The 24,371-nt window shown below is 48.5% G+C and carries 23 protein-coding genes, 1 pseudogene and 1 riboswitch; of the genes and pseudogenes, 18 read left to right on the forward strand and 6 right to left on the reverse strand.

Going from position 1 to position 24,371, the window contains the following annotated elements; translation table 11 throughout:
* The first annotated feature begins 586 nt into the window (after positions 1-586).
* From NC981_RS20790 to NC981_RS20830, 9 genes are all read left to right on the forward strand, one after another.
* A complete protein-coding gene (locus NC981_RS20790) occupies positions 587-2,419 on the forward strand; it encodes a phosphodiester glycosidase family protein (protein ID WP_348244671.1) in 1,833 nt (610 codons plus the stop codon).
* 179 nt (positions 2,420-2,598) lie between these two features.
* Entirely contained in the window at positions 2,599-3,009 is a 411-nt protein-coding gene (locus NC981_RS20795; RefSeq protein WP_190377374.1) for a cupin domain-containing protein, read from the forward strand.
* A 109-nt stretch (positions 3,010-3,118) separates the two neighbouring features.
* Positions 3,119-3,451: an iron-sulfur cluster assembly accessory protein gene (locus tag NC981_RS20800; protein ID WP_348244672.1), complete on the forward strand. Its 333-nt coding sequence runs from the start codon at positions 3,119-3,121 to the stop codon at positions 3,449-3,451.
* 132 nt (positions 3,452-3,583) lie between these two features.
* Entirely contained in the window at positions 3,584-3,967 is a 384-nt protein-coding gene (rpsL, locus tag NC981_RS20805) for a 30S ribosomal protein S12 (RefSeq protein WP_190377372.1), read from the forward strand.
* 190 nt (positions 3,968-4,157) lie between these two features.
* Positions 4,158-4,628, forward strand: coding sequence for a 30S ribosomal protein S7 (gene rpsG / locus NC981_RS20810; RefSeq protein ID WP_190377371.1), 471 nt, complete (start codon positions 4,158-4,160; stop codon positions 4,626-4,628).
* Between the two features lie 67 nt (positions 4,629-4,695).
* Complete coding sequence (gene fusA / locus NC981_RS20815; RefSeq protein ID WP_190377370.1) at positions 4,696-6,831, forward strand: elongation factor G; 2,136 nt, start codon at positions 4,696-4,698, stop codon at positions 6,829-6,831.
* Between the two features lie 21 nt (positions 6,832-6,852).
* Positions 6,853-8,082, forward strand: a complete 1,230-nt coding sequence (tuf, locus tag NC981_RS20820; RefSeq protein WP_348244673.1) for an elongation factor Tu — start codon at positions 6,853-6,855, stop codon at positions 8,080-8,082.
* A 641-nt stretch (positions 8,083-8,723) separates the two neighbouring features.
* On the forward strand, positions 8,724-9,041 hold the full coding sequence (gene rpsJ / locus NC981_RS20825) for a 30S ribosomal protein S10 (RefSeq protein ID WP_190377368.1): 318 nt from the start codon (positions 8,724-8,726) through the stop codon (positions 9,039-9,041).
* 105 nt (positions 9,042-9,146) lie between these two features.
* Positions 9,147-9,794 carry an LON peptidase substrate-binding domain-containing protein gene (locus tag NC981_RS20830; RefSeq protein ID WP_190377367.1) on the forward strand — a complete coding sequence of 216 codons (648 nt, stop codon included), beginning with the start codon at positions 9,147-9,149 and terminating at the stop codon, positions 9,792-9,794.
* A gap of 60 nt (positions 9,795-9,854) precedes the next feature.
* On the opposite strand, the gene NC981_RS20835 is transcribed toward NC981_RS20830, so the two are convergent.
* From NC981_RS20835 to rpmG, 3 genes are all read right to left on the reverse strand, one after another.
* Positions 9,855-11,873, reverse strand: a complete 2,019-nt coding sequence (locus tag NC981_RS20835; protein WP_348244674.1) for a ribonuclease R family protein — start codon at positions 11,871-11,873, stop codon at positions 9,855-9,857.
* 97 nt (positions 11,874-11,970) lie between these two features.
* A complete protein-coding gene (gene rpsR, locus NC981_RS20840) occupies positions 11,971-12,186 on the reverse strand; it encodes a 30S ribosomal protein S18 (protein WP_059000004.1) in 216 nt (71 codons plus the stop codon).
* A gap of 81 nt (positions 12,187-12,267) precedes the next feature.
* Positions 12,268-12,462, reverse strand: a complete 195-nt coding sequence (gene rpmG / locus NC981_RS20845) for a 50S ribosomal protein L33 (protein WP_190377365.1) — start codon at positions 12,460-12,462, stop codon at positions 12,268-12,270.
* A 176-nt stretch (positions 12,463-12,638) separates the two neighbouring features.
* Here rpmG and NC981_RS20850 point away from each other — a divergent pair, with 176 nt between their 5' ends.
* The 5 genes and pseudogenes from NC981_RS20850 to argS all read left to right on the forward strand — a co-directional run bounded on the left by NC981_RS20850 (position 12,639) and on the right by argS (position 16,841).
* Positions 12,639-13,151, forward strand: a complete 513-nt coding sequence (locus NC981_RS20850; protein WP_348244675.1) for a DUF1993 domain-containing protein — start codon at positions 12,639-12,641, stop codon at positions 13,149-13,151.
* Between the two features lie 70 nt (positions 13,152-13,221).
* Positions 13,222-13,549 (forward strand): annotated as a pseudogene (locus NC981_RS20855) (hypothetical protein).
* A gap of 8 nt (positions 13,550-13,557) precedes the next feature.
* A complete protein-coding gene (gene nadC, locus NC981_RS20860) occupies positions 13,558-14,421 on the forward strand; it encodes a carboxylating nicotinate-nucleotide diphosphorylase (protein ID WP_348244775.1) in 864 nt (287 codons plus the stop codon).
* A complete protein-coding gene (locus tag NC981_RS20865) occupies positions 14,418-14,981 on the forward strand; it encodes a Uma2 family endonuclease (RefSeq protein WP_348244676.1) in 564 nt (187 codons plus the stop codon). Before nadC ends, NC981_RS20865 begins: the two co-directional genes overlap by 4 nt.
* Positions 14,982-15,074: 93 nt before the next feature.
* Positions 15,075-16,841, forward strand: a complete 1,767-nt coding sequence (gene argS / locus NC981_RS20870; RefSeq protein WP_348244677.1) for an arginine--tRNA ligase — start codon at positions 15,075-15,077, stop codon at positions 16,839-16,841.
* On the opposite strand, the gene NC981_RS20875 is transcribed toward argS, so the two are convergent.
* Together NC981_RS20875 and NC981_RS20880 are read right to left on the reverse strand one after the other, a co-directional pair.
* A complete protein-coding gene (locus tag NC981_RS20875; protein ID WP_348244678.1) occupies positions 16,820-17,806 on the reverse strand; it encodes a DUF1350 family protein in 987 nt (328 codons plus the stop codon). The genes argS and NC981_RS20875 overlap by 22 nt on opposite strands.
* Before the next feature lie 91 nt (positions 17,807-17,897).
* Entirely contained in the window at positions 17,898-18,740 is an 843-nt protein-coding gene (locus tag NC981_RS20880) for a hypothetical protein (protein ID WP_348244679.1), read from the reverse strand.
* Between the two features lie 190 nt (positions 18,741-18,930).
* Positions 18,931-19,088, forward strand: a riboswitch (cyclic di-AMP (ydaO/yuaA leader).
* 19 nt (positions 19,089-19,107) lie between these two features.
* Here NC981_RS20880 and ntrB point away from each other — a divergent pair.
* The 4 genes from ntrB (at position 19,108) to NC981_RS20900 (ending at position 22,928) form a co-directional block, all read left to right on the forward strand.
* Positions 19,108-19,956: a nitrate ABC transporter permease gene (gene ntrB / locus NC981_RS20885; RefSeq protein ID WP_348244680.1), complete on the forward strand. Its 849-nt coding sequence runs from the start codon at positions 19,108-19,110 to the stop codon at positions 19,954-19,956.
* 10 nt (positions 19,957-19,966) lie between these two features.
* The gene (locus NC981_RS20890) at positions 19,967-21,361 is read left to right on the forward strand and encodes a CmpA/NrtA family ABC transporter substrate-binding protein (protein WP_348244681.1); all 1,395 of its coding nucleotides are present in this window, start codon (positions 19,967-19,969) and stop codon (positions 21,359-21,361) included.
* Positions 21,362-21,387: 26 nt separating this feature from the next.
* Positions 21,388-22,212: a nitrate ABC transporter ATP-binding protein gene (locus tag NC981_RS20895; protein WP_199298574.1), complete on the forward strand. Its 825-nt coding sequence runs from the start codon at positions 21,388-21,390 to the stop codon at positions 22,210-22,212.
* A 71-nt stretch (positions 22,213-22,283) separates the two neighbouring features.
* A complete protein-coding gene (locus NC981_RS20900; protein WP_348244682.1) occupies positions 22,284-22,928 on the forward strand; it encodes a Uma2 family endonuclease in 645 nt (214 codons plus the stop codon).
* Between the two features lie 99 nt (positions 22,929-23,027).
* Here NC981_RS20900 and ctpB read toward each other — a convergent pair whose 3' ends face one another.
* Entirely contained in the window at positions 23,028-24,350 is a 1,323-nt protein-coding gene (ctpB, locus tag NC981_RS20905; protein ID WP_190377355.1) for a carboxyl-terminal processing protease CtpB, read from the reverse strand.
* Between the last annotated feature and the right edge of the window lie 21 nt (positions 24,351-24,371).

Genomic DNA, 24,371 nt, shown 5'->3' on the forward strand with positions numbered 1-24,371 from the left:
TAAGAAAAGGTTAGCGCTAGAAAGCTTGAAGAATTTATGAAGAAATAGCGATCTTCAACAATCAAGAAAACTTTGCTCGTTAAACGGTTCCATAATCGTAAGAAATGCCCAAAGACAAAACCGCTAACTCTATGGCGAAATTCAAATCTAGAAAACGATTTGCCGTTTCGCTCATTCTGTGCTCAGCAGGGTTTTAGATTCCCTTATTTGATACTGATGTACTCAATGCGCAAGTCTCAGTGTGTAATTAGGGATATCTAGCTTAGCTGAATTTTTACAAAGCCTGGGATAAGAATAGTATAGAAAATTTTGCACTCTGACAATGCCTGTAAAACTGCGGAGATTCGGTAGCGGCATTCCGCCCAATCTTCGCTCACAATCTGAACACCAGGCTAATTGTCTAGCGATACTTAATTTGAACCGTTCCGCAACAGGTCTTGATAATATCGAGACATCGAAAAGAAGTTAGGATTTCTTGATACTTCTCGTATTGTTCTACAAACCCGAATCGCAATTGAGGTCAGTACAGTAAAATGACCTGCGGCGATCGCATTCTTTTATCTTTGCCCCAGTGGAATTGTGTCAGATGACTATTGTTAGGTCTAGCTTCTATTTTCTTGCAGCGCTTGCGATGTCTCTGGCAGACACAATTACACTTCCCGCCCTAGCAGATGCGCCTGCAGCACTCGATTTCAGCTCAACGAAACAAGCATTGCCTCGTAAAACGGTACCCCTTAATTTTAGCCCGCTAACTTCCTCTCGTACCCCACCCCTACTTGCTCAAGGAACTCAAATTGTTCTAAATGGGCAAGCCTTTAATGGAAACTGGAGCCAATGGCAATTAGACGGAATAACCCGAATCGGCTTAAGTGATGTAGTTGTTACCCAACGATTTGGGGCGGAGCTACTCAGTACAGCGGATGCCAATCGTCAGCCGATTCAATGGTTTTCTCAGGCCGTCTTTTCCACTCGATTAGCTCCACCAGTTCGGTATCTTGATATTACTGAATTCGCCCAGAAAAACGGTTGGCAGACTCAGATCAGCGGTAACACATTACAGGTCTCAACCGCGATCGCGAATCTAATCGGAATTGAGCAAGCACCGTTTTCAACCAATGGCGATCGGATTAGCCTCACGCTCGATCGTCCTGCTGCTTGGCAAGCTGATCCACAGCAAAATGAACTTGTTTTAACCTTAGAAGCTCAGGCGGATCAGCCTCGACTGCAAAAATTTAAGCCGAATCCAGCTAGCCGAATCCGATCGCTAAAAGTTGAATCTGCCGGAAACCGTACCATTATCAGAATTGGAATTCCGATCGGGCTGCGCCCTCAAATTACGACTGCATCCAGTCCGAATCGGATTGTGATTGATGTCGGCTCAAACTTCCTTAGCAACAAAGACGTTTTGTGGGCAAATGGGCTACTGTGGCGACAGAAAAATTTAACAGTGCGATCAGGACAATTTCCGATCGTTTGGTTTGAACTTAATCCCCGCCAACCCGGACTTAGCATTCGCCCGATTCTTCCTAATTCAACAACCTTAGTTGGAACTTTGCCGCTCTTTCAAACTGCCCAACAATCTTCAGCAACCGCTGCAATCAATGGCGGTTACTTTAATCGCATCAATCAGCTTCCTCTAGGAGCAATCAAGCTGAATAATCAGTTTGCTTCAGGAGCAATTCTAGGCCGGGGTGTAGTGGGTTGGGATGAAGCTGGCAACTGGAAATTCGATCGCCTAGTGCTTCGGGAAACCCTTATTTTTGGTTCTGGACAGCGCTTTCCTTTGACGACTTTAAATTCTGCATTTATTCAAGCGGGAATTGCGAGATATACCAGTGACTGGGGAAGCACCTATGCGACGCTGACCGAGAATGAGATTCTTATTCCCGTCCAAAATAATCAAATTGGTATTCAACAAAACGCCGCAACTGTTGGAACAGTCATTCCAATCCCAGTCGGCGGATACCTGTTGGTTTTTCGCTCAAATCGAACGGCTGCTGCCGCTTTTATCCCCGCAACTTCTGTTCAACTCGAAAGCGTCTTTAACCCTACTGATCTCGCTGCGTTGCCCAACCTGATTGGAGGCGGGCCACTTCTGCTCCGCAATGGGCAAAGCGTTCTTGATGCTCGATTAGAGCAGTTCAGCCCAGCGTTTATCCAAGAAAGAGCTGCCCGGAGTGCGATCGGACAAACTGCCGAGGGTAGAATTCTGATTGTGACCGCTCAAAATAATATTTCAGGCCTCGGTGCAACCTTAAGCGATATGGCAGAAATTATGCAGCAACTTGGAGCGATTAACGCTCTAAATCTGGATGGTGGAAGCTCAACAACTTTATATTTGGGAGGGCAAATTCTTGATCGACCCGCTCGATCGTCTGCTCGCGTTCACAACGGAATTGGAGTTTTTCTCCAACCTTAACGCTCAACTTCTTCATGGATTTTGTGATTCAAATCAAGACTTCGTAAAATCTTCTCAAATTGTCCACTCTATACAAGCGCCTCCCGATTTAGTTTGTTAGCCTTTTTGGTTGGGAATCGATTTTGCGCGAGTCCGCGCATCTAGTTCGCGAAACTCTAGTATTTATGAGGAGAGAAACGGTGGCTCAGGCTCAAGAAAAGACTCAAACTCCAGCCCTTGTGCTGTCTCCAACGGCTGCAAAGACTGCTGCAACAGAACTCCGTCCCTGGGGATCGTTTACGATCCTGGAAGAAGGTCGCGGCTACAAAATTAAGCGGATCGAAGTTAAGCCCGGACATCGCCTAAGTTTACAAATGCACCACCACCGCAGCGAGCATTGGATTGTCGTTTCTGGAACTGCAAAAGTGGAGTGTGGTGAGCAGCAAATCACCCTCAGCAGCAATCAGTCTACTTACGTACCTCAGTGTACAACTCATCGTCTAGAGAATCCTGGAGTCATCCCCCTGGTGTTGATTGAAGTTCAAAACGGTGAGTATCTTGGAGAAGATGACATCGTGCGGTTCCAAGATGACTATTCACGCGCAAACTAAAGACTAAACTTAACTTTGAGATGAGGCAATTCCCTAGAATCGCCTCATCTTATTTTTGGGTTGAACGATCGCGGTACGATGAATTTAAAGTTCCGCTTCGCCTTTTCATATGATCGAATTAAGTCCTTCTGCGATCGCAGAGATTCAACGCTTGCAAAGGCATCATCCTGATCCTTCCGCCTTTTTCCGCCTGCAAATACAACCAGGCGGCTGTGCAGGACTCTCTTATCTAACGAGATTTGAAAACCAACTCGATTCCAGCGATCGCGTTCATCACTGCAATGGTATTCAAATCGTGATCGATCTGCACAGCACTCAATATCTTCAGAATTTAACGATCGACTTCTCAGAAGACCTCATGGGCGGTAGTTTCCGCTTCCACAATCCTAACGCTAAAAAAAGTTGCGATTGTGGTGTCTCATTCTCGATTGATGAGAGCTAGAATAGGAAAGCTTTCGTGCTAAAGGATCGATCGCGCTGCAATTGTTTGACAGCCGAATCGATCTATTGGTATGTTTAGTGATCGTTGAAAGTCGGAGCAGTCGAAAAACTGCATTCTCCAATACATTAAAAAATGCCCACCATCCAGCAACTCATCCGTAGTGAGCGCAGCAAAGCTCGAAAGAAAACCAAATCCCCGGCTCTGAAGAGTTGCCCTCAGCGTCGTGGAGTTTGCACACGGGTCTATACCACCACACCGAAAAAACCGAACTCTGCGCTGCGTAAAGTTGCGCGGGTGCGCCTCACTTCAGGCTTTGAAGTGACAGCATATATCCCCGGTATCGGTCACAATCTTCAAGAACACTCGGTTGTGATGATTCGTGGCGGTCGGGTCAAAGACCTGCCCGGTGTTCGTTACCACATTATTCGCGGAACCCTCGATACGGCTGGCGTGAAAGACCGCAAGCAAGGTCGCTCCAAGTACGGTGCGAAACGTCCGAAGGCAGCAGCAAAGTAAGCGATCTGCCGCTAGAATAAATTTGCTAAATGAACCTCGTAGCTCAGATTTCTTGAGTCCATGAGGTTCGTTTGTTAGCGATCGAAGCTATTTTAGAGAATCTTCTCACGACACTCTTTTGAACTCCACGATCGCGCCCCCGGTTTGCTGACTCAATCCATTTACTGTTCTTTTCTCTTAAAGGCTCATTATGTCTCGTCGCGTCGTAATCAAAAAGCGTCCCATTCCCCCCGACTCCGTGCATAATTCTCGCCTAGTCACCATGATGGTGCGGCGGATTATGGCGAGCGGCAAAAAATCTCTAGCTACCCGCATTGTTTATGATGCGTTTGAAACGATTCGAGAGCGCACTGGTGCTGATCCGCTAGAGACGTTTGAGCGGGCAGTCAAGAATGCGACTCCTTTGGTTGAAGTGAAAGCGCGTCGGGTGGGTGGTGCAACGTACCAAGTACCGATGGAAGTGCGAAGCGATCGTGGAATTGCCCTAGCGTTGAGATGGTTAATCCAGTTCTCGCGAGCGCGTGCAGGCAAATCGATGTCAGCCAAACTGGCAAGCGAACTAATGGATGCCGCCAACGAAACGGGAAGCGCGATTCGGAAGCGGGAAGAAACCCACCGGATGGCAGAAGCTAATAAAGCATTCGCACACTATCGCTATTAAAAAGTATAAAATCTTAATAGACGCAGTAGTGTGATTTAAACCATGCACAGATGCTAAGGAGGTAGCTGTGGCTCGTACCGTCCCGCTCGAAAGAGTCAGAAACATCGGGATCGCCGCGCATATTGATGCGGGCAAGACAACAACAACTGAACGGATTCTATTTTACTCCGGCATCGTCCATAAGATTGGCGAAGTGCATGAGGGGACAGCCACAACGGACTGGATGGAGCAAGAGCGGGAGCGGGGCATTACGATCACCGCTGCTGCAATTACGACTCAATGGACTCGTCGTGATGCTGATAAGCCGAACCAGCCTGGTGAAGGCGAACTTGAACATAAGATCAACATCATTGACACGCCTGGGCACGTAGACTTCACAATCGAAGTTGAACGCTCAATGCGAGTGCTTGACGGTGTAATCGCTGTATTCTGCTCGGTGGGTGGCGTTCAACCGCAATCGGAAACCGTGTGGAAGCAAGCGAACCGTTACAAGGTTCCCCGCATGGTGTTCGTGAACAAGATGGACAGAACTGGTGCGGACTTCTTCAAAGTCTATGATCAGATTCGCGATCGTCTGCAAGCAAAAGCGGTTCCCATCCAAATCCCGATCGGTGCTGAAGATCAGTTCAAAGGCATCATTGACCTTGTGCGGATGAAAGCCTACATCCACAAGGATGATTTAGGTCGCGAAATTGAAGTCACTGAGATTCCCGAAGATCTCAAAGAGAAAGCCGAGGAATTTCGCACGAACTTGATCGAATCGGTTGCAGAAACTGATGAAGCGCTGCTTGAGAAGTATTTCGCAGGTGAAGAACTCACCGAAGAAGAAATCAAAGCCGCAATTCGGAAAGGGACGATCGAGGGAATTGACGGAGAATTCTTTGTGCCGATGCTTTGCGGTTCTGCCTTCAAAAACAAGGGCGTTCAGCAAATGCTTGATGCGGTGCTGGATTACCTTCCGTCACCGATCGACATTCCGCCGATTCAGGGAACGCTGCCGGATGGCAGCGTTGCCGCTCGTCCTCCGAAAGATGATGCACCTCTGGCTGCACTCGCTTTCAAAGTGATGACGGATAAATTCGTCGGTCGCTTAACTTTTGTTCGCGTTTACTCTGGTGTACTGTCGAAAGGTAGCTACATCTATAACTCGTCCAAGGGCAAGAAAGAGCGCGTTTCTCGGTTGATTGTCTTGAAAGCGGACGATCGAATTGATGTAGACGAACTCAGAGCGGGCGACTTGGGAGCAATTCCCGGACTGTCTGATACTCTGACAGGCGATACGCTTTGCCCTGAAGGCGACAACATCGTTCTTGAATCGCTGTTTATTCCTGAGCCTGTAATCTCGGTTGCAGTAGAACCGAAGACCAAGGGCGATATGGAGAAACTCTCGAAAGCGCTCAAGGCATTGTCTGAAGAAGACCCGACTTTCCGTGTCAGCATTGATCAAGAAACTAACCAAACTGTAATCGCCGGAATGGGTGAATTGCACTTGGAAATCTTGGTCGATCGAATGCTCCGCGAGTTCAAAGTCGAAGCAAACGTCGGTGCGCCTCAAGTAGCTTACCGGGAGACCATTCGTAAAGCCGTCAAAGCTGAAGGCAAATTTGTCCGTCAGAGCGGTGGTAAAGGTCAGTATGGTCACGTTGTCATCCAGCTTGAACCAGGCGAAACAGGTAGCGGATTCGAGTTCGTCTCGAAGATTGTGGGCGGAACCGTTCCTAAAGAATATGTTGGACCTGCTGAACAGGGCATGAAGGAAGCCTGCGAAAGCGGCATCTTGGCAGGTTACCCGCTCATCGACGTGAAAGCAACACTCGTCGATGGTTCCTACCACGATGTAGACTCTTCTGAAATGGCATTTAAGATTGCCGGATCGATGGCGATCAAGGATGGCGTATTAAAAGCCAGCCCGGTACTCTTAGAGCCGATGATGAAGGTTGAAGTTGAAGTGCCAGAAGACTTTCTGGGTAGCGTCATGGGCAACCTGATCTCGAAGCGTGGGCAGATTGAAGCTCAAGGAGTCGAGCGGGGAATTGCCAAGGTCACAACCAAGGTTCCACTGGCAGAAATGTTTGGATATGCTACGGATATCCGATCGATGACTCAGGGACGCGGTACTTTTACAATGGAATTTAGCCATTACGAAGAAGTACCTAAGAACGTCGCTGAAACCATCATTGCGAAAAACAAAGGGAACGCTTAATCAGGAGAGGAATTGTAATTCATGGCACGCGCAAAGTTTGAACGGACTAAACCCCACGTCAACATCGGCACGATCGGTCACGTTGACCACGGCAAAACCACACTCACGGCTGCTATCACGATGACCCTTTCAGCTCTGGGTCAAGCGGCAGCCCGAAAGTACGAAGACATTGATGCAGCCCCGGAAGAAAAAGCACGGGGGATCACAATCAACACCGCTCACGTGGAGTACGAAACTGAAACCCGTCACTATGCTCACGTTGACTGTCCCGGACACGCCGACTATGTGAAAAACATGATCACGGGTGCGGCTCAGATGGACGGCGCGATCTTGGTTGTATCTGCGGCTGATGGCCCGATGCCCCAAACTCGTGAACACATCCTCTTGGCTCGTCAGGTGGGCGTTCCTCGTCTGGTAGTCTTCTTGAACAAGAAAGACATGGTGGACGACGAAGAACTGCTGGAACTCGTTGAACTCGAAGTTCGCGAACTGTTGGATTCGTATGAATTCCCCGGTGACGAAATTCCGATCACCGCAGGTTCGGCACTCCAGGCGGTTGAAGCAATGACTGCTAACCCCAAGACCAAGAAGGGTGAAAACGAGTGGGTTGACTGCATTTACGCGCTGATGGATTCGGTTGACGAATACATCCCAACTCCTGAGCGCGATGTTGACAAGCCGTTCTTGATGGCAGTTGAAGACGTATTCTCGATCACAGGTCGGGGTACGGTGGCAACGGGTCGGATCGAGCGCGGTAAAGTCAAAGTGCAAGACGAAGTTGAACTCGTTGGTATCCGCGACACTCGCAAGAGTACTGTGACCGGAATCGAAATGTTCAAGAAGAGCCTTGAAGAAGGGATGGCAGGCGACAACGCAGGTATCTTGCTTCGGGGTATTCAAAAGGCTGATATTGAGCGTGGCATGGTGCTGGCGAAGCCCGGTTCGATCAAGCCTCACACTCAATTCGAGTCTGAAGTATACATTCTGAAGAAAGAAGAAGGCGGTCGTCACACTCCGTTCTTCCCTGGCTATCGTCCTCAGTTCTACGTTCGGACAACTGACGTAACTGGAACCATCAGCAACTTCACAACCGACGAAGGCGGCGAAGCTGAAATGGTGATGCCTGGAGACCGGATCAAGATGACTGTGGAACTAATCAACCCGATCGCAATCGAACAAGGAATGCGCTTTGCAATCCGTGAAGGCGGTCGTACCGTTGGTGCAGGTGTGGTCTCGAAGATCCTCAAGTAAGCACTTAACTAATTGAAGTGAAGCCTCCAGTGGATTGCCCTGCTGGAGGCTTTATTTGCATAACTTAGCCCTGTCAACTTTTCCGAAGATGATGACTCGAAATGAAAAAGCGAACAGTGTTAGAGATGAAGACCGGGAACTACTTTTAGCTTAAGCATTGGACTGCCATTAGCGCCGTTCCTCAATAATGGTTTCAGAAAGTGGCTGACCCTGAACTTGGATAAGTTGCTGCGGATCAATTTGGCGGTAGTGAAGTTTTTTGATGTGTTTAATTAAGCCAGAAGACAGCAATGATTGATGAAAAGAGCTTTGCTCAGTCGCTTCGTCCTCCTTGTCGCTCTTTCCATCGCAATGTCTTCGATGCTCTCGGCTGGAAGATCAGAGATTTCTTGGCGATTTTCGTGAGATGATTCGATGGACACGCAAAGCGTAAACCAAAGGCACCGCACTTTGCAAAACGGTTTTGAGTTGTTCTGAATTAAGCATCATCTCAGACATTACGGCTCCTCTACGAAAGGCCAGCGATAGTTAGTTCACATGATTTCTTCAGAAGATCGAGTGTGCAACGGTTTTAGCGCTACAATAGTTGACTGGCGCACAGAGCGCATCCCTCTGAACCACTGACAACTTGGGAACTTAATATGGCAACGATTCAACAGCAAAAAATTCGCATTCGCCTCAAAGCGTTCGATCGACGTTTACTCGATACATCTTGTGAAAAGATCGTCGATACTGCAAACCGCACGAATGCGACCGCAATTGGTCCGATTCCGCTTCCGACTCGTCGTAAAATCTATTGCGTTCTGCGCTCTCCGCACGTTGATAAGGACTCGCGTGAGCATTTTGAAACTCGGACGCACCATCGCTTGATTGATATCTATCAGCCTTCTTCTAAGACGATCGATGCTCTTATGAAGCTCGATCTTCCGGCGGGTGTGGATATCGAAGTGAAGCTGTAATTGAGAAGGATGTGAGAAAATCACATCCTTTATTTTTTGAATTGCTTACATCTCTTAACAGTGATCCGTTACAGTAGAGAAAAGCACCTCACCGTTTGCAGAGTAATGACTTCATCGATCGCGGTCCGCGAACTTCCCCTATTCCCGTTGCCTGACCTCGTTTTATTTCCAGGTCGTCCCTTACCGTTGCACATCTTCGAGTTTCGCTACCGAATGATGATGAACACGATTCTGGAGAGCGATCGACGGTTTGGCGTGTTGATGTGGGATCAAGCCAAAGGGCAACCTGCGCCTGTTGGGTGCTGTGCAGAAATCGTGCAGTTTCAGCGATTGCCGGACGATCGAATGAAGGTTTTGACGCTTGGACAGCAGCGCTTTAGAGTGTTGGAATACACTCGTGAGAAGCCTTACCGCGTGGGTTTGGTTGAGTGGATTGAAGATCGTCCACCAACTCAGGATTTGAGACCTTTAGCGAAGGAAGTGAATCAGCTTCTTCATGACGTGGTGCGGCTTTCGGAGAAGCTGTCCGGTCAAGATATCGAGCTACCAGAAGAAATTCCGAGCTTGCCGACTGAGCTTTCGTACTGGATTGCAAGCAATTTGCATAATGTGCCGGACGAGCAGCAATCGCTTTTAGAACTGCAAGACACTCAGGCTCGGCTAGAACGAGAATCTGAAATTCTGACTTCAACTCGAAATCATTTAGCAGCTCGGACTGTGCTAAAGGACACGCTGAAAGATGTTGCAGAGTAATAGTTAGTAATAGTTAATAGAATGATACCCGTCGATTAAGAATGACGGGTTATTTTTTGGCTATCCGACCGCTTGCTGTGCTTCTTGTTGGGTGACTTCTTGGAAGCGGATTTCATCACGGCGCGGATCGACGAGACTAACTTTGAGGCGCAATTGATCGCCGGGACGTGCCGATCGCGCGAAAACCATCGGCAGCTCCAGACCCAATTCTTCGAGCAGCACCAGACCTAATCCTTCATGCTCCCGCAACCAGCGCAGCATCAAAGCATCCCACACTTCATTAGAGTGCCGTCGCAAATATTCCAGGCTCCAGTAGCGATTGGTTTGACGCTCGACAAAGACCGCTTCTTGAACGGCTAGACCAATATTAATCATCAGTTCTTTCACTTCCTCGACTGAGAAAGGCAGAACATCACCGCGTAAATGCGCCTTGATTTGGAAGTGGGCAACTAAATCGCTGTAGCGACGAATCGGGGAGGTGACTTGGGTGTAGGTGTCGAGTCCGAGACTTGCATGACGAGCAGGCGTAATGGTCAATTCGCTGCGGGGCATACAGCGACGGATGGCGCACGATCGCACAGGACCCGCCGGAAGTTGCAGCAGTTCTTCATCCGAGGGTAATTCCGGCTGAGGTTGACCGCGAAAGGGAAGCGGCAAATTGTGCGTTTGAGCGTAACGAGCGGCAACTTCTCCTGCCAAAATCATCATTTCAGCGACGAGTTGACGGGAGAGAGCGTCGTCGAGAACTTCGATCGTCACTTCGCCATCGCTTTTTACTTTGATTGAAGACTCCGGCATATGAATGCTAATTGCACCTTGGGACTGTCGCCATGCAGTGCGTCGTTTTGCCCATTTTGCTAAGGCTTCGATTTCTGGTTCACCTTGAATTCCAAGATGCAGCATCTCATCGACATCATCGTAGGTGAGGCGATAGGTTGATCGAATTGAACTCGCGTGAATGCTGTAATCTTCCACCGCGCCTTCTTTGGTCAGTGTCACTCCAAAGCTTAAGGCACAGCAAGTTTTGCCTGGATTCAAGCTCATGGGACCTGTTGCCAACTCAGACGGAAACATCGGAATCATGCCCGTTGGCAGATAGATGGTCGTAATGCGTTTGCGGGCATCGAGATCAAGTTCGTCACCGGGAGCCACCCAACGAGTCGGATCAGCGATGTGAATCCAAATTTTCTCGCGCCCGTCGGGGAGAACTTCTAAGCTCAAGCCATCATCAATTTCGCGGGTGCTTTCATCGTCGATCGTGTAAACCTTCAAGTGCGTCAGATCAAGGCGATTGACATCGAGATCAGCAGGTGGGAATTCCAAACGATGGTGCGTCACTTCCAGAACCTTATTAGAGAATTGAATCGGAACCTGAGCACGCCGCAGGAACATGTTCTCGTGTGGACTCCAGATTCCAAGATCAACGAGAAGCTGGAAGGCGGCTGAAGACGTTTCAGGACGTTTCAGGGCGGCAAGTACCTCGATCGCGCTGGATCGATTCGGTGCTTCTTCCACAGTAGCAAATCGCTCCAAAGCATCAAGTCGGGGTCGATCAGTGGACTGCCACTCGGTAGGCGTTCCGGCTAGGACGAGTTGAATGCGTTCTAAGAAACTCTGCCAATCGCGCTGGCGTTGAGCTTCCATCTCGATTTGATGTTTGAGTTCTGCAACCTGTGTTGCGGATCTGGGTTCGTAGCGATCGCCTTTCTGCTTAAAGTAAAGCTTATCTTCGGACAGCAAGTAGTAAGCGGCGTAACACATTGCCGGACTTTGCTCCGAAAACAGCAGCATTGCTAACTCTTTTGGATTGGTGCTGTCGCTGCCTTCACTCAGGATTTCCCAGGCGACTTCTAGGCTGGAAGGATCAAGGAAGGGCTGGACTTCTTTGAGAAAATTTGGAATGTCGGAAGGCTTAAAGGTTTGATTTGCGACTTCGTAAGTAATTTGGCGCGGATGAAGGGTGTGGTTTTGAGAACGATCGTCGATCGCAATCCAGTGTTTTTTACCTTCTGGACGATCGGCAACAGCGAGGCGGCGTTCTCCGTTGGCGCGAAATTCGATTAAGGTTCCCTTCTCCATTGAACTTTGCGGGGGTGATGAATGAATTAAATAGGGGTGGCTGGGATTCGGCGGCTCACACCCTACACATTAGCACCCCCATAACGGTTTGAAGGGTTTAGCCTTCTTGATTAACAAACGGTAGTAAAGCAATGACACGGGCGCGTTTAATTGCAACGGTGAGATCGCGCTGCTGCTTTGCGGTGAGTCCGGTAATTCGGCGGGGCAAGATTTTACCGCGCTCAGTGATAAATTTGCGGAGCAGATCGACATCTTTGTAATCGATCGGATCACCAGGCTTGATCGGGGAAACTCGACGGCGGAAGTAAGTCATGACGGTGTGATTGGTAAAGGGTCAATGGGCGGTAGTTTTCAAAACTACGGGCAAAAACTTACCAGCTTTTGCTGACAAAGATTATTTAATTTCTTTGTGGGGGGTGTGCCGATTACAGTGAGTGCAAAACTTCTTCAGTTCTAGACGCGCTGTGGTGTTACGGCGGTTTTTCGAGGTGGTGTAACGAGAGACACCGGGAGAGCGTTTTGCCGGATTGGTGCGGCACTCAGTACATTCCAGCGTAATGATTAGCCTTACGCCTTTATTCTTTGCCATAGTTTTTATGCAAATGAAGACACGAAGATCTATTATTTCATACTTACCGGGAGATGGGCAAAAAATTGTTGGGTGGGGGTGCGATCGAATGGCTAATAAGATAAATCAGTAGATAGAATGCAATCTATTCCAAAGCACATCTAGGATTCATAAACTAAGTCTCAAGGAATCACAACGTGCAAAGTCAGAATATAGATTTAATCCAAAGCCTCTTTCAAAGCCGCTTAGCAACTCTTGAGCATCTATTAAAGTCAGCTCAGACTCATTTTTGTGAGGACGAGTCGTTCCTTCAAAAGCGTATTGCGGCTGATATGTTTCCCTTCGGTACACAAATTGCTTTCACCTGTAATCAACCACGCAACTTTGCTCTCTGGTGCGATGGTAAACCTGCGAATAATTTAGATCCAGATGTTACATCTCTCGCGCAGGCATACGAACACCTAGCCAACACGAATGAACTCCTTTTGAGCATTAACGTTGAAGATACCAAGCTAGCTGAGATGACGCGCATTGATTTGGGTCAGAACCTCTACATCGAGCTATCTGGTAGCGCCTATGTAAATGAATTTCTAATTCCAAACTTTTACTTTCATATGGTCACAGCTTACGACATTCTTCGTATGGCTGGTGTGCCAATTGGAAAGCGGGATTACATGATGCACCTAATGCCATTAGTTAGGACGGGCTGAAGCCTAACTATTGCATCGGACGAACGAATTAGAATTGAACTCTCAGTAAGCTTCAAACGAGGTCAGAGCGATGACAGTCCGGCAACCCCGCTACAGCGAAGAGGAATTTGCTCGACGTGGCGACGAGATTTATGAATCTCAGGTGCGTCCTCAAGTCGAGGAAGGCAATCATGGCAAAATTGTAGCGGACACGCAAAGCGTGAGCCAAAGGCAGCGACATTGAAACTGGAGCGTTTGAGGTTGCAGACGAAATCTTAACTGCAACCGATCGCTTATTTGAACGGATTCCCGATGCCCAACCTTGGATCGTTCGCATCGGGCACCGAGCCGTTGATCGTTTTGGTGCGCGGAGTTTGAAAAACCCATATGATGCAGGGTGTTTACGGGGAGCAAATTAGGTTAGAACATTGTGAATAAGGCTTCTGTACTTCCACCATTTTTAATTCTCGATCGCGTCCTTCAAGATTGGCTTCTCGAAGATATGGGGCGCGGCGATCGCACGACTCAAGCGTTGATTTCGCCTGGAACTCGGCAAGCGGTTTGGATTGCAAAAGAGGCAGGCGTAGTTGCAGGATTGCCGATCGCGGCAAGAGTGTTTTATCTGTTGAATCCGTCTACTGTGTTTACGCGATTGGTTGAAGAAGGGGAAGCGGTAGAGAAAGGGCAGACGATCGCTGAAATTCAAGGTGCTTACGATGCACTGTTAACGGGCGAAAGAGTTGCGCTGAATTTAGCGATGCGCCTCAGTGGAATTGCAACGATGACGCGGCAGTATGTTGAGAAGATTGAGGATTTACCCACGCAGTTAGCCGATACGCGCAAAACAACACCCGGATTGCGATTGCTTGAAAAGTATGCAACGCAGGTGGGGGGTGCAACCAATCACCGGATGGGATTGGATGATGCGGTGATGATTAAAGACAATCATATTGTTGCGGCGGGAGGAATCGAAAATGCGATCGCCCAAGTTCGCGCTCAGATTCCGTATCCGTTGACGATCGAAGTCGAAACCGAGACTCTAGACATGGTGCAGGAAGCGCTCGAACACGGAGCCGACATCATCATGCTGGACAATATGCCGTTAGAAATGATGCGTCAGGCGGTCGGGATGATTCGATCGGCAAATGAGCGGATTAAGATTGAGGCATCGGGGAATGTGACCTTAGAGACGTTGAGAGCGATCGCAGAAACCGGAGTGGATTTCATTTCCAGTAGCGCTCCGGTGACACGATCGACTTGGTTAGATTTAAGTATGAAATTCAAGCGATGACTCAAGCGAAAGTTCGATTTCACAGTTTTGAAGAGTATCTGACCTACGACGATGGGACAGATGCACTGTACGAATTATTTAACGGAGAGCTAATCGAAGTGCCGCCAGAGTCGGGATTGAATGTTGGAATTGCAGCATTTTTGTTTGGGCAGTTTTTGTCGATCGTCGGTCATCTGCGAGTCAGACCGCATGGATTAGAACTCGAAGTGAGAGGCGAACCGCGTAATCGATATCCAGATTTGACCATTATTCGCGAAGAACACATTCAGCAGTTACTTCGACGCAATACAATTCGATTGTCGATGGCTCCGCCTGTATTGGTAATTGAAGTTGTCAGTCCAGGCGAATTGCAGCGAGACCGGGATTACGTGGCAAAGCGATCGCAGTATCAAGACCGAGGAATTCCTGAATATTGGATTGTTGATCCAGACGCTCAGACTGTGACGGTATTAGGGCTTCACGGGAATCGGTATGAAGAAACGGGTGTTTTTCGAGGGGACGATCGTATTGTTTCTTCCACTTTTCCAGAATTAGTCCTGACGGCTCAACAGCTTTTTTAAGAACCTCTTGCATAAACGATCTTCGTGCTGAATCATTAATAAGTTGGGTCGCTATCCTAGAAGGAACTTGCGCTGTTGTCAGGTTGAGAAATTATGATTGCTACATTCTCTGAATTAAAAAATCGTCTCGAAGCTGCTTTGGTGTTGGCATTTGGCGCAGAACTGGCGGGAACTGATCCGATGCTGGTGCCGACCAGTAATGCGAAGTTTGGGGATTATCAGGCGAATGTGGCAATGTCGCTGGCGAAACGTTTGGGGAAACAGCCAAGAGCGATCGCGCAAGAAATTGTTCAAAATTTGCAGATCGATGACCTTTGCGAAACGCCGGAAATTGCAGGCCCTGGATTTATCAATTTGAAGCTGAAGCCTGCTTATCTTCAGGCGCAATTAAGTGCAATGGCAGGGGATTCGCGCTTAGGCATTGCGGTGGTGAAAGATCCAAAGAAAGTGGTTGTGGATTTTTCGAGTCCGAACATTGCGAAAGAAATGCACGTTGGGCATTTGCGATCGACGATTATTGGGGATTCGATCGCTCGCATTCTAGAATTCCAAGGGCATGATGTGTTGCGTCTCAATCACGTGGGAGATTGGGGAACACAGTTCGGGATGTTGATCACTTATCTTCGGGAAGTTGCACCCGAAGCCCTGACGACAGCCGATGCCTTAGATTTGGGCGATTTAGTTGCGTTTTATAAGAAAGCGAAGCAACGGTTTGACGAAGACCCAGAGTTTCAGGAAAAATCGCGGCAAGAAGTAGTGCGATTGCAGTCGGGTGCAGAAGATACTTTGAGAGCTTGGCGATTGTTGTGTGATCAGTCGCGTCGTGAGTTTCAGGTCATCTATGATTTGCTGGATATTCAACTTACAGAGCGAGGAGAGTCGTTCTACAATCCACTATTACTGCAAGTGGTCGAAGACTTGGAGAAGGAAGGCTTACTGGTTGAAGATCAAGGCGCAAAATGCGTGTTTCTTGAGGGCTTTACGAACCGGGAAGGCAATCCATTACCTTTGATTATTCAGAAGTCAGATGGTGGCTATAACTATGCAACTACTGATTTAGCTGCGATTCGCTATCGGGTGCAGCAGGATCATGCCGATCGCTTAATCTATGTCACTGATGCAGGTCAGGCGAATCATTTTGCTCAAGTGTTTCAGGTTGCCCGCCGCGCAGATTGGATTCCGGGTAGTGTTGAAGTCGTGCATGTGCCATTTGGATTGGTGCAGGGTGAAGATGGGAAGAAGCTGAAGACACGATCGGGCGATACCGTTCGACTGCGGGATTTGCTCGATGAAGCAGTGGAACGATCGCGCACTGATCTAGAAACTCGACTCGCAACCGAAGAGCGCCACGAATCCGAAGACTTTATCAATCATGCTGCAAAAACAGTAGGGATCAGCGCAGTGAAGTATGCTGATCTGAGCCAAAACCGTACTAGTAACTATATCTTCAGTTACGACAAGATGCTTGCGCTTCAAGGCAATACTGCGCCTTATATGCTTTATGCTTATGCTCGGATTCAAGGGATTAGTCGCAAAGGCGGAATTGACTTCAATCAGCTAGGTTCTGATGTTCAAATGGTGCTAGAACATGAAACCGAACTCACTTTGGCAAAACAGTTACTTCAGTTCAGCACTGTTCTATCCGAAGTAGAGCAAGAACTATTTCCAAATCGACTTTGTGACTATCTGTTCCAACTCAGTCAGAAATTCAATGTGTTTTACGATCGCGATCAAGGCGTTCCTGTGCTGCAAGCGGAAGAACCCGCGCGAACTTCTCGATTGGTACTGTGTGACTTGACAGCCAGAACATTGAAGCTTGGACTATCGCTGTTGGGAATTCAGGTGCTAGAGCGGATGTAAGAGGCGCGATCGTAGAGAGACTGGGAACTGGAAGATTCCAACCCCTGTTCTCTCTGACGCAGACGATCGAGAAATTCAAGTACAACGCTTTCTAGAGTGCGTCCTGCGATCGGTTCCGCAAGCTTATCCAATGGATTAAGATCCACCACCCATTCACCGATTTGAACTCCAACAGGTTCTAAATGTTTACCTGAAAGTTCTCGATACAGCACTCGATAGTGGCGCTGTTTGAGTTGGGATAAATACCAAAGCACATCATTTTCACTCAAGTGCTGCTTTTGTGCGTTGGCAAAACTTCCCGCAATGGTATCGCGATCGAACGAAATTAACCCCGTTAGATTAAATAGCTCACTCTGCTCGACCAAGCACTGAGTTTGAACGCGAGTAGGCAACGCACCCAGCTTAAACTTATCTAACAGCTGTGCTAGAAATCGAATCGGAACTGCACTTTCAGTATCAGAAATGTCGGGAGCTAATAGCAATGAGGGTTGCCCTTTAATTGAAACCGAATCTATTGAAAGGTGAGCGATCGCTCGTTCAACTTGCTCAATCTGCTTTGCTTCGACACAAGAACACAACACTTGCCGCCATTGTTCACTGCTTAAAAGCTCTAGCAGTGCAATGTACTTACAGCCTAAACTATGTCCGATCCAATAGTAATTCGTTTTATCCTGGTAAAGCTCGTAATCATAGTTAAGACGCTTTGCGATCGCTGTTAGTTCTTGTCTCAGCGTATTTTGCTCCTCTAAAAGCTCGATCGCGAGTGACCAATGGCGAAAACTAAACCGAAACGGTAAAGCAATAACGGTATATCCCGCTTCAAAAATCTGTTGCAGCAAATATCGATAGGCGATCGTCGGGAACGACCCAAAGAAAGCACCCCCAATAAACTGAACGACACCTCTGGGATGAGGATGCAATGCTACCCAACTATGGCAAAGCGGTCTGAATTGAAAAATACTCATCCTACACCTCTAGAGAAAGGGTTGACGGCAATCTCTAACCGCCAACCACTTGGGACAAACGACCAAACCCGAAGATAACGCCAATGCTTGATTACATTCCTCGCATGGTGACAGGAAGGTCTAACTCTGCAAGCGATCGGTTCAGCGACTCTAGATTTGCACCATTGCCGTTGCTGCTGACCATCAATCCTGCAATCATTGCTCCCAAATCTGCTGCTGCGCTGTCGGATGCAGAAGACATTCTGACCGCGCCCGGTGTCAGTTCTAGACCGACTGAACTACCTGGAACCAAGATTCTCGGTGGTTCAGACTCAATCTCATTTAGCGCTTTACCACTCGCCAACGCCAGCGAGTAATTGATCTGATCAAAGTCAGTGCTAGCAGGATTCGTGGGGAAATCATTCGGCAAGAACGTACCGCGAATTTCAGCATTTAGCAACACCTTGACCGGACGCGGACTCTGAGGTCTACCGATCAATCGTTCTGGAAGCGTTGTGCCTGTAAAGATTCGGGGTAAGAAGAGCGAAACAAAGCCCCGAATTTCCAAGGCTGGATCGTCTTGCGACGCGAACCGAACAACATCAGGAAGCAGCTCGATCGAAGCTGTCTTCTGCGCTGGAATCACAAATTCCTGACTGATATATCGTCCTGTTGTGCCAACGCGGGTCAACGAGAGCGTATTGTTTGATCCAGCAATGTCGAAGATCAAGAAGGTATTCCCTTCCAGAATGCGAGTCACAGCATCTGCCTGAGCTGGATTATCCGGTAAGCTAATGCGGAACTCTAAGCGATATCTCAAGTCGATCGTTTCCAAGTTAGAAAGCGTCAGAAAGTAACCTTGCACAATGCGACGAGCAACGGGTTGTGCTGCTGGCGGCAATGCTACTCTGGGAGCAATTCGTTTGACGAGCAATTCAAAGGTCGAAACTTCCATGATGCGAAACTCCAAATTGAATAATATGAGAGGCTCTTAGCTCTGTTTGAGACTTTCTATTCAAATTGTGGAAGAGCAACCTGGCTTTTACAGTACCCACCTGGGTAATATTTCTTTGCTTACGATTTAGTCACTATCTCAAAAGAAGGATGGTGCAAATCTGTGTTGAGATGTTAAAGTTCTAGGATTCGAGTCTGCATCGCCTAATTCGGACAATTGCTCCGAAGCGGAGGAACCAGTTTAATCGGGGCTTACTGTTGTGAACTTAGAAGTTCTAAGCGAGCCAACAGGGGACAATCTCTCAGTCCTCGCCCGTCAGCTAACTCCGTAGGCACGTTGAGAGTTTGGCTCTGGAGAACCAAATCATATGATTCTGCAATTGAATTTAGCGGCAGTGTTTACTGCTGTAGCTCAGGCTACGGTACGCCGGACAAAACCAATCCTATCGAGCGATCGCATTCTCTATCCGGCGCTCGGTTTCCTGGGTGTGATTGGTGTGTGGTGGATCATTGCACTAAGCAAACACGAACTGATGCCCACGCCGCCCGAAGCGCTGGTAGCAAATTTAGACTACATTCTTAATCCGTTTTATCGTCGAGGCCCTGGCGATCTAGGAATTGGTTGGCTGTTACTCGCAAGCTTGAGACGAGTATTGATTGGGTTTGGTTTGGGTGCGATCGTTGCCATTCCGATCGGCTTTTTGATTGGAATGTCCGAAAAAGCGATGATGGCGCTCAATCCGGTAATCCAGATTCTCAAACCCGTATCGCCACTGGCTTGGCTCCCGATCGCGCTGGCGATTTTTAACTTGGCTGATCCCTCTGCCATCTTTGTAATTTTCATTACCTCGCTATGGGCAACGATCATTAACACTGCATTGGGAGTTGCCAGTGTTCCTAAAGACTATTTAGACGTAGCGCGAGTGTTGGAAATGCCGCGCTGGAGACGCATACTCAAGATTGTTTTGCCTGCAAGCTTGCCGTATATTTTTACAGGCTTACGAATTAGCTTAGGCGTTGCTTGGCTTGTCATTGTTGCCGTGGAAATGCTCACAGGCGGAGTCGGGATCGGTTTCTTTGTGTGGGATGAATGGAGCCGATTGAACCTGAGTTCAGTGTTCTTAGCCGTGCTAGTGATTGGACTAACTGGACTATTGTTAGACCTCGCCTTAGCCCAAATTGAAGCTTGGGTTACACATCGCCGCCGCGCTTCGTAGGGGAAAAATTATGACGAATCAATGGACGCGCCGCGAATTTCTTGCAGGAGTAGGCGCATCGGCGATCGCAGCTACCTTACCCTCTTGTGCAATTAATGCGAATCGTGCGCCGCAAGAACTCTCTGAAGCGGCAATGTCGATCACTCCGGTCATTAAATCGAGTGAACTTGAGAAACCAAACCTAACGATCGGCTATGTTCCAGTAAACGACTGTGCGCCGTTTGCGATCGCTTGGGAGAAAGGCTTTTTTCGCAAGTATGGCTTGAATGTCCGCTTGAGCCGTGAAGCAAGCTGGGCAACCTCGCGAGATGGCGTAATCTTTGGCAGATTAGATGCCGCCCCGGTCGTTGCAGGGGCGGTCACGAATGCCAGAACGGGTGCAGAAGGGGCGCGTCACGCTCCGATGTGTGCAGGCATGACGATTCACCATCACGGCAATGCGATGACGATGAATCGCGCTATGTGGGAGGCAGGCTTGCGCCCGTGGTTCGAGTACAACGGGAATTTAGAAGCCTTCGGACGAGATTTTCGCCGCTACTTTGAAGACTTACCCTCAGAACGTCGAGTTTGGGCAGTCGTGCTGAGTTCTGCCATCTATGAATACTTCGTTCGCTATGTTGCAGCAGCAGCCGGAGTTGATCCGCTCAAAGAGTTTCGCATCATCATTGTTCCACCGCCGCAGATGGTGACGAATGTGCGAATTGGAGCAATGGAAGCATACATGGTTGCAGAACCGTGGAACACCCGCGCCATTACTGGAAATGAAGGCATCGGATTCACGTTTGCTCAAGGTCGTGAGATTTGGAATGGACACCCCGATCGCTTACTCGGGGTGATGCAATCGTTTATCGATCAGAATCCTAAAACCTACCGCGCCTTGCTCAAAGCGATGATCGAAGCTTGTCGCTACTGTGATGAAAATCGAGAAGAAGTAGCTCAGATTATTTCGGCTCGATCGTACACCGGAGCGAAACCGAAGTTTACTAAGCCCGCGATCGTGGGTGAATACAACTATGGTGGCTTTGACGGCAAGCAACGCATTGTTAAATCAGATGCAACCACGATGTTTTTCAAGATGCCGAAAGAGGTTCCGCAAGTTGCGAACGAGCATTCTACGTTCATGTGGCGATCGCGCAGTCTATGGTTCATGACGCAAGCCGCTCGCTGGGGACAAATCAAAGAGATTCCCAAAGACGCGGACAAACTTGCAGAACAGGCTTGGCGCACTGATATCTATCGAGAAGTTGCGGCTGAGTTAGGCATTGCTTGTCCGGCTGAAGATTACAAAATCGAACCTGCTGAAGCGTTCATCGACAAGAAAGCCTTTGATCCGAGCGATCCAGTCGGGTATCTCAACAGCTTTGACATTCGTGTGAGTCGATCGACAAACATTTATCTTTCTTAGAAGAGGTTCTCATGGTTCAGTTCAACATGATTAATGATGTTCAAAACGTTGCTCCTACCCAGTCAGAGGCACCGTTTCTCGCAATCAATCACCTTTACAAGTCTTATAAAACGGGCGACCGTGAAACGGTGATTCTCAAAGACATTAATTTAACGATTGGGGAGCGCGAGTACATTTCGATCATTGGTCATTCTGGCTGCGGTAAATCCACGTTGCTAAAGATTGTTGCGGGACTAGAGCGATCGACTTCGGGTTCTGTATTGCTCGAAGGCAAAGAGATCCGCAAGCCGGGAGCAGAGCGCATGATGGTGTTTCAACAGTATTCGCTGCTGCCGTGGTTAACCGTGAGCCAGAACATTCGGTTGGCGATCGATGAAGTGCTAAAAGATGCGTCTCCCGTTGAGAAAAAGCAAATTGTGAGTGAGCATCTAGCCATGGTGAATCTCACCGCTGCTGCCGACAAGTATCCGGATGAGATTTCCGGCGGGATGAAGCAACGAGTCGGAATTGCCAGAGCCTTGGCGACTCGTCCGAAAATGCTGCTGATGGATGAGCCATTCGGAGCGCTCGATGCCCTAACACGCGGCAAACTTCAGCGTCAGGTGTTAGAAATTTGGGAGCAACACCGGCAAGCTGTGATCATGATTACCCATGATGTTGATGAAGCGATTTACATGAGCGATCGGATTGTATTGATGACCAATGGGCCTGAAGCGACGATCGGCGAAATTTTAGAAGTTCCGTTTGCACACCCGCGCGATCGTGCCAAACTTCGCAATTCACCAGAGTATTACCAATTGCGAAACCATGCGCTGAACTTCCTGGATTCTAATTTTGAATCCGACGACTAGCGCAACACCTAAGCAACAAGAAAAGATAGGCAGACCGATATACTAAAGCTATTCCTCTGCGGCATATCGTCATGGTCACACTTCAGCTTCGTCAACTGGTCGTTCAGCCAGGTCAACGGGTTCAACTTCAAGAAGTCAACTGGCAAGAATTTGAAGCGATCCTCGACGAGCTTGGGGATAAACGTGCCTGTCGAATTGCTTACAGTGATGGAGTGCTAGAAATTCGGATGCCTTTACCAGAACACGAAGTTGATAAGGAACTCATCGGTGATATGGTCAAGATTCTGCTCGAAGAACTTGACGTAGATAACGAGTGTTTTGGATCAACTACCTTTAAGCGGCAAGATCTGGCAAAAGGCATTGAGCCTGATCAGTGTTTCTACATTGAAAATCATGCAGTGATGGTTGGTAAGCGCAGATTGAATCTCACCGTTGATCCTCCTCCAGACTTAGCAATTGAAGTCGATGTTACATCTAAAACTGGATTGGAGGCTTATCAAGCATTAGGAGTAGCAGAACTTTGGCGATTTGAGGACGGTCAACTCCGAATTAGCGTGTTGCAAAACGGGAAATATCAGGACGCACAGGTTAGTCCTCACTTCCCCGATTTCGCGATCGCTGAAAACCTCACCCACTTTCTAGAACAGAGCCAAACTCAAGGACGCAGGCAAACTCTAAAAGCCTTTCGGCAATGGGTACGATCGCAGTTAGGATAAGCTGATTTGAACTGACTATTGAACTTGAACGCCCTGTATAAATGAAAAAACCGATCGCTCAGAAAGCGATCGGTTTTTTCATTTAACCAACAACACGAACTATTCCCGACCTGCTGGAGCGGGTTGCTGTGAGGTTTGCTGTCCTCCCGGTTTCGCGAATGCCGTCCGCTCTAGAAGGTTTAATGCTCTTGCATACTGCGGATCTTGGGTTGTTCCAATCAACTTCGGATTGGTCGCCAAGAACTTCTGCTGGGCATCCGACAGATCTACCTTGATATCTGGGGTGACTCCTTTCTGACTGATATCAGTTCCCTTCGGCGTGTAGTAGTGCGCGATCGTCACGGCAACGCCTGATCCATCAGACAGCGAATGTACCGACTGCACCAGTGCCTTACCGAAGGTCTGACTGCCAACAATCGTCGCGCGCTTGTTATCTTTCAGCGCTCCGGTGAGAATCTCACTCGAACTTGCCGAGCGACCATCCACTAACACTACCAAAGGTAGCTTAGATAATTGTCTACCGTTGGCATAGGCGGTATCACCCACACCTTGCCGATTCACGGTTTTGACGATTGCGCCCTTGTCTAGCCACATCCGGCTAATATCGATGCTCGCTTGCAGCAGCCCCCCCGGATTGCCGCGCAAATCCAGCACAAACGCATCGACTTTTTGAGCACTCAAGTTCTTAATCGCCCGTTCCATCTGCTCCGCTGCGTGGCTGCTGAACTCTCCTAGACGGATATAACCGACTTTGTTCTTGCCTTCCTGCTTTACGCTGGCGCGGACTGCTTGCAATTCAATCCGAGCGCGGGTCAGCGGCATATTAAATGCTGATGCACCATCGCGCTGAATTTGCAGCGTTACCTTGGTTCCGACTTCTCCCCGAATCAGATTCGAGGCATCTTCAACCGTCATGCCTTTCGTGGTTTTGCCGTTAATTGCCAGAATACGATCGCCCGTCTTGATCCCCGCTCGAATTGCCGGAGAATTTTCCAGTGGCTCAACCACCGTTAGAACTTTCGTTTTTTCGTTTTGCTCAAGGCGAATCCCGACCCCAGAAAGCTCTCCAGAAGTTTGACTGCTCAACGCCTCAAACTGTTTAGGATCCATAAATCGCGTATAGGGATCGTCGAGTTTTTTCAGAGCATCTCGGAGTGCTGTGTATGCCTGCTGACGAGAACTATAGTTCCGGCTCAGGAGCGTTTGCCGGACAGCATTCCAATCGTTTTTATTGAAACTGCCATCTACGTATTCGCGATTGACAATTTGCCACGCTTCATCAAGCACGGATTTAGGACTGTCTTGAAGAGCCGCTTTGACGGAGCGATCGGCGTTAAACACGGTTCCAGCAGCGGTAGCCGCAATGACACCACTACAGAGGGCAACTTGAAGCAGCGAAACACGTCGGGTGGGTCGGTTCATTGAGTGTAGAGGAGAAGTGGA

This window comes from Leptolyngbya sp. DQ-M1 (assembly GCF_039962505.1).
Classification (GTDB): domain Bacteria; phylum Cyanobacteriota; class Cyanobacteriia; order Leptolyngbyales; family Leptolyngbyaceae; genus Leptolyngbya.

Excerpts from the sequence above, each read along its gene's own strand:
- NC981_RS20835 (WP_348244674.1), bottom strand. The coding sequence starts at position 11,873 with ATGGAGAAGGGAACCTTAATCGAATTTCGCGCCAACGGAGAACGCCGC.
- NC981_RS20895 (WP_199298574.1), top strand. The coding sequence starts at position 21,388 with ATGATTAATGATGTTCAAAACGTTGCTCCTACCCAGTCAGAGGCACCG.
- argS (WP_348244677.1), top strand. The coding sequence starts at position 15,075 with ATGATTGCTACATTCTCTGAATTAAAAAATCGTCTCGAAGCTGCTTTG.
- rpmG (WP_190377365.1), bottom strand. The coding sequence starts at position 12,462 with ATGGCAAAGAATAAAGGCGTAAGGCTAATCATTACGCTGGAATGTACT.
- rpsG (WP_190377371.1), top strand. The coding sequence starts at position 4,158 with ATGTCTCGTCGCGTCGTAATCAAAAAGCGTCCCATTCCCCCCGACTCC.
- NC981_RS20875 (WP_348244678.1), bottom strand. The coding sequence starts at position 17,806 with ATGAGTATTTTTCAATTCAGACCGCTTTGCCATAGTTGGGTAGCATTG.
- NC981_RS20830 (WP_190377367.1), top strand. The coding sequence starts at position 9,147 with ATGACTTCATCGATCGCGGTCCGCGAACTTCCCCTATTCCCGTTGCCT.
- NC981_RS20880 (WP_348244679.1), bottom strand. The coding sequence starts at position 18,740 with ATGGAAGTTTCGACCTTTGAATTGCTCGTCAAACGAATTGCTCCCAGA.
- NC981_RS20900 (WP_348244682.1), top strand. The coding sequence starts at position 22,284 with ATGGTCACACTTCAGCTTCGTCAACTGGTCGTTCAGCCAGGTCAACGG.
- NC981_RS20865 (WP_348244676.1), top strand. The coding sequence starts at position 14,418 with ATGACTCAAGCGAAAGTTCGATTTCACAGTTTTGAAGAGTATCTGACC.
- NC981_RS20800 (WP_348244672.1), top strand. The coding sequence starts at position 3,119 with ATGATCGAATTAAGTCCTTCTGCGATCGCAGAGATTCAACGCTTGCAA.
- ctpB (WP_190377355.1), bottom strand. The coding sequence starts at position 24,350 with ATGAACCGACCCACCCGACGTGTTTCGCTGCTTCAAGTTGCCCTCTGT.
- NC981_RS20790 (WP_348244671.1), top strand. The coding sequence starts at position 587 with ATGACTATTGTTAGGTCTAGCTTCTATTTTCTTGCAGCGCTTGCGATG.
- rpsL (WP_190377372.1), top strand. The coding sequence starts at position 3,584 with ATGCCCACCATCCAGCAACTCATCCGTAGTGAGCGCAGCAAAGCTCGA.
- rpsR (WP_059000004.1), bottom strand. The coding sequence starts at position 12,186 with ATGACTTACTTCCGCCGTCGAGTTTCCCCGATCAAGCCTGGTGATCCG.
- tuf (WP_348244673.1), top strand. The coding sequence starts at position 6,853 with ATGGCACGCGCAAAGTTTGAACGGACTAAACCCCACGTCAACATCGGC.
- NC981_RS20890 (WP_348244681.1), top strand. The coding sequence starts at position 19,967 with ATGACGAATCAATGGACGCGCCGCGAATTTCTTGCAGGAGTAGGCGCA.
- ntrB (WP_348244680.1), top strand. The coding sequence starts at position 19,108 with ATGATTCTGCAATTGAATTTAGCGGCAGTGTTTACTGCTGTAGCTCAG.
- rpsJ (WP_190377368.1), top strand. The coding sequence starts at position 8,724 with ATGGCAACGATTCAACAGCAAAAAATTCGCATTCGCCTCAAAGCGTTC.